Source organism: Geobacillus sp. ZGt-1 (assembly GCF_001026865.1).
Classification (GTDB): Bacteria; Bacillota; Bacilli; order Bacillales; family Anoxybacillaceae; genus Geobacillus; species Geobacillus thermoleovorans.
On record NZ_LDPD01000023.1, the window covers coordinates 234,340 to 238,434 of the forward strand.

A 4,095-nucleotide genomic window follows, 5' to 3' on the forward strand; every position below is an offset into this window, starting at 1 on the left:
CGGCCCCGCCGGCGCACGGCCCCATAATGACGGAAATTTGCGGGATGACGCCGGAATAAATGGCGTTGCGGTAAAAAATGTGCCCGTACCCGTCAAGCGACAAGACCCCTTCTTGAATGCGGGCGCCGCCCGAATCGTTCAAGCCGATGACCGGCGCCCCGGTTTTCGCCGCCAAATCCATGATGTTCGTGATTTTTTTCGCGTGCATTTCCCCAAGCGCCCCGCCGAAGACGGTGAAATCTTGCGAGAACACAAATACGGTGCGTCCATTGATCTTCCCGTAGCCGGTGACGACCCCATCGCCCGGCCCCTTCTTTTCGCCAAGTCCAAAATCGGTGCAGCGGTGCTCGATGAACGGATTGAGTTCGACAAACGTTCCTTCATCCAAAAGCAAGTCAATCCGCTCGCGCGCCGTCAGCTTCCCTTTCGCGTGCTGCTGTTCAATTTTCTCATCGCCGCCGCCCAGTTCAATCTCACGTCGGCGGTCATATAATTCATTGATTTTATCGTACATGTCGCTCATTGGTGTCCCTCCGTTTTCATCCGTTCACAAAGCTCATACAACACGCCGCCGGTCGATTTCGGGTGCATGAACGCGACCCATGCTCCGCCGGCGCCGCGTTTTGGCGCATCTTGAATCATGCGGATGCCATGCTCCTTCAGCTCACGGATGCGCTCGGTGATGTCTTCAACCCCAAGCGCCACATGATGAATCCCTTCGCCGCGTTTCTCGATAAATTTCGCCACCGCGCTCTCTGGCGACAGCGGCTCAAGAAGTTCAATTTTCGCCTCTCCAGCCTGCAAAAACGCCACTTTCACCTGCTCCGACTCGACTTCCTCGATGCCGAGAAACGGCAGGCCGAGCACATCTGTATAAAACGGAAGCGCTTTCTCGATCGAGCGGACGGCAATGCCGATATGGTCGACTTTTTTTACTTCCATCGTCTGCATCCCCTTTGCCGCAAAATGATGAGGCCAACATTTTATTATTCGCCGTTTCGACAAAAAATCCTGCTTTTTTTGTTTTTCTTTGTCTGCGCAACGGTCAAGCCATGGAGCGGTCCGTTTCATCTCTCATCCTGCTTTTTTCCTTGTCCGCTCCGCTGTTTGCCGTTACAATAAACGTAGAACAGCGGACGGAAGGAGGACGGACCGTTGTCGCGCAAAACGCAAAAATTCGTGGTTTACTTGATGCTCATTTGCATGCTGCTGACGACGCTCCTCGCCGGCATCAGCATGTGGTTTTAAACCTGCCCAAAAAAACGCAAGCTCCGAAACGGAGCTTGCGTTTTTCATCGGACAGCGCCGTGCCGTTTGGCGATGGCGTAAAACGATTCGTTGCTGCGGAGAATGAGCACGTTGGCGCCAATCGGCACCCGTTCATACAAATGCTCGACATCGCGGTTGTGCATGCGCACACAACCTTGCGACACATACTGGCCGATCGACGCCGGGTTGTTCGTGCCGTGAATGCCGTAGATGCGCCCGTCCGTCCCGCGCGCGTTAAAGCCGATCCACCTTGCGCCGAGCGGATTGTTCGGCGCCCCGCCTGGGATGTTCTTTTTCCGATAATACGGGTGTTTCGCCTTCACCGTCACCGTAAACATTCCTTCCGGCGTCAAATCGGTATTGACCCCGGTCGCCACCGGATAAACGGCTTCGATGCGGCCGTCGCGGACGAGCGCGAGCTTATTGATCGCTTTGTTCACAATGACAAGCGGCTTCGCCTCCGCCGCTGTCGGGAAAGGCGCTCCCAACACGGCGGTGAGCACGAGACAAATGGCCAACCATACCCGCATATCCGTCCATCCTTTGCTTGAATGTTTGGCTATAGTGTGCGCCAAAACGGATGGACATATGCCCTGCATCATGCCTTCAGCCGCTGCGGTTTTCGTTCGTTTCCGGGATGGAATTCGCTTTTGATGATTAAATATCGCTCCAATTCGCGCACTAAATGAAACAACGCCGCCCGCTCTTCAAACTGCTCGCGCGTCTTTGGCAGCGGCATCGCTTTAAACTGTTCGCGCATCTCGGCAAGGCGCCGCAAAAAGCGGTCCGCCGTATTTCCCGGATGAATGGCGTCGCTTAATTCGTCGATAAAATCGGCGACCATCATCCGCTGCTCGACCGTGTAGACGAGCGATGTCACAAGCGGAAGCATATGCTCGATGATTTCCAACTGCCGCTCACGCATGCGGAAGTAGCGGACATATTCATCCTCATTCCGCCATAATTGATTGTCGGCGTGGCGCATGGCGAGCTTTTTCGCTTTGTCGAGCGTCTCCGCCGCAAGCGGCAGCTCTTTTCCATCCCAATCAAGCTCATTTGTGCGCAAGTAGCGGACGATTTCTTTTAAAATAATGCGAAACAAATCTTCGACAATGCGCTGGTACTCTTTGAGCTCCTTCTCGGCGCTCGGCATGTACATGTTCATCAGCAGCGCTACCCCAATGCCAACCGCCACGAGCAAGATCTCATTGGCGACCAATCCCCACGTGATGTCTTGGGCCGCATACAAATGCAAAATAATGACCGAGCTTGTCGCAATGCCTTCATTGATTTTCAAGCGAACCGTCACAGGAATGAACAACAAAAGCAACAGCCCGATCGTCCACGGATGATAGCCGAAGGCGGTAAAAAACAACGCCGCAAACCCGACCGCAACGACGCACGCCGCAAAACGGGCCCGAGCGGTCTCAAGCGACCGCTTTTTCGTCACTTGGACGCATAAAATGACGATAATGCCAGCGGAAGCGAAATTATGCAGGCCGATCAGCTGAGCGATGGCAATCGCTAGCGCCGCCCCCACCGCGGTTTTTAACGTCCGATAGCCGATTTTCATCGCGCCGTCTCCTTTTATCGTATCAACAACGGCAGACAAGACATGAAGAGAGAGATAAAATGGCCATTGTTTTTCTTAACCTATCACAGCTATGGTTTAGGAAGTCTCGCTTTGTTCGCTTTCATATAACGCTTCAGCTCATCATAAAAATTTTCGCGGGTTCCCGCCAAGACAACGACCACCATATTCCCGCTTTCATCCTGATCAATAAAATAGGCGATTTCGTAATTGACTCCTTGATGATAAATGTCGTAACCGTAAATCCCTGCCAAATCCCCTGTTTTCGCTTCTCCTGCTTCCGTTGGATGGGAAAGAATCTCCCGCAAGGCTTCTTTCAAACGCTGTTTCAGCACCGGATCTTTCTTTGTCAGCTTTTTGATGGTTTTTTCTGCTTTTGGGAGCAATTGCAGCCGATTATTGTTCATCATCTTCGCCGAATAACTCCTCTAACGTATCCGCGGTATACGTTTTTGCCTTCGGTCTTTCCTCAGAAATCATCGCGTTGAATGCAGGGGCAATTTGCGATTTACGGTATACAAATTCTTTGTATAGTTCTTCGCCTGTATATCCTTCTTCGATCAAGTCTTTTAAAATCAGATCGGAAAAGTCAAAATGATCCTCATGAATAGGATGAATAATTAACTTATTATCCGCTAACTCAATTAACACCTCGTTTCCAATTCCTAATTGCTCATAAAAATCCTTTGGGATCGTAATTTGTTTTTTGCTCGATACGGCAATTCGTTTCACAAGGTTTTTCTTACGGTTAGGGATATTGTCCATCGGTACCTTCTCCTTTGTCATCGAATCTGATGGTACCATATTATTCCCCTCCTTCCAAAAAAATAACCAAATTTCTTGGTTTCTTTACTAATGATCATAGCATGGTGGGGAAACAAACACAATGATTTTCCCATACCGTAGGGAGGAGAAGTGTTCAATGTTTGCGGAAGAGGAATAGATTGATGCAAACACTAACATCCTAGTGGAACAAAGCGGAGAATTCCTGAACAAAACGACGCTCAATTGATGGAGGCCAAGGTTCTCAAAGATAGCGATTATTATTTCAAATAGGAACTTTCATAAATGATACGAATTCGAACGTCCATGGTGTGGAAATTCCTTCACTTTCCTTGTATTTCAAGGATTCATTTGACATTGGAACTCACATTTCGCACCCCTACTAAGTAGAACGAAAGGATTTTTTATTTGTTTTTTTAGAATAACTTTTGAACCAACACAACGAGCGATGG

6 protein-coding genes and 1 pseudogene are annotated in these 4,095 nt (G+C 49.9%); 1 reads left to right on the forward strand and 6 read right to left on the reverse strand.

Annotated features, from left to right (window positions below):
- Together VU18_RS20005 and mce are read right to left on the reverse strand one after the other, a co-directional pair.
- A pseudogene (locus tag VU18_RS20005) lies at positions 1 to 523 on the reverse strand (carboxyl transferase domain-containing protein); the annotation flags it as partial.
- Entirely contained in the window at positions 520 to 942 is a 423-nt protein-coding gene (gene mce, locus VU18_RS09890) for a methylmalonyl-CoA epimerase (RefSeq protein ID WP_021322086.1), read from the reverse strand. The gene mce and the pseudogene VU18_RS20005, both read right to left, overlap by 4 nt.
- A gap of 213 nt (positions 943 to 1,155) precedes the next feature.
- On the opposite strand from mce, the gene prli42 reads away from it, so the two are divergent.
- A complete protein-coding gene (gene prli42 / locus VU18_RS17945) occupies positions 1,156 to 1,248 on the forward strand; it encodes a stressosome-associated protein Prli42 (protein WP_012820630.1) in 93 nt (30 codons plus the stop codon).
- Positions 1,249 to 1,292: 44 nt separating this feature from the next.
- Here the strand turns inward: prli42 and VU18_RS09895 are convergent, their stop codons facing one another.
- The 4 genes from VU18_RS09895 to VU18_RS09910 all read right to left on the reverse strand — a co-directional run bounded on the left by VU18_RS09895 (position 1,293) and on the right by VU18_RS09910 (position 3,664).
- A complete protein-coding gene (locus tag VU18_RS09895) occupies positions 1,293 to 1,799 on the reverse strand; it encodes a L,D-transpeptidase (protein WP_020278250.1) in 507 nt (168 codons plus the stop codon).
- 68 nt (positions 1,800 to 1,867) lie between these two features.
- Positions 1,868 to 2,842, reverse strand: coding sequence for an aromatic acid exporter family protein (locus VU18_RS09900; protein ID WP_020960464.1), 975 nt, complete (start codon positions 2,840 to 2,842; stop codon positions 1,868 to 1,870).
- A gap of 89 nt (positions 2,843 to 2,931) precedes the next feature.
- Positions 2,932 to 3,270, reverse strand: coding sequence for a type II toxin-antitoxin system RelE/ParE family toxin (locus VU18_RS09905; RefSeq protein WP_015375347.1), 339 nt, complete (start codon positions 3,268 to 3,270; stop codon positions 2,932 to 2,934).
- Complete coding sequence (locus tag VU18_RS09910; RefSeq protein ID WP_015375348.1) at positions 3,257 to 3,664, reverse strand: AbrB/MazE/SpoVT family DNA-binding domain-containing protein; 408 nt, start codon at positions 3,662 to 3,664, stop codon at positions 3,257 to 3,259. Before VU18_RS09910 ends, VU18_RS09905 begins: the two co-directional genes overlap by 14 nt.
- Positions 3,665 to 4,095: the final 431 nt, after the last annotated feature.

Bases quoted from the DNA above. Each gene is read 5' to 3' on its own strand.
- mce (WP_021322086.1), bottom strand. From the start codon at position 942: ATGGAAGTAAAAAAAGTCGACCATATCGGCATTGCCGTCCGCTCGATC.
- VU18_RS09895 (WP_020278250.1), bottom strand. From the start codon at position 1,799: ATGCGGGTATGGTTGGCCATTTGTCTCGTGCTCACCGCCGTGTTGGGA.
- VU18_RS09900 (WP_020960464.1), bottom strand. From the start codon at position 2,842: ATGAAAATCGGCTATCGGACGTTAAAAACCGCGGTGGGGGCGGCGCTA.
- VU18_RS09905 (WP_015375347.1), bottom strand. From the start codon at position 3,270: ATGATGAACAATAATCGGCTGCAATTGCTCCCAAAAGCAGAAAAAACC.
- VU18_RS09910 (WP_015375348.1), bottom strand. From the start codon at position 3,664: ATGGTACCATCAGATTCGATGACAAAGGAGAAGGTACCGATGGACAAT.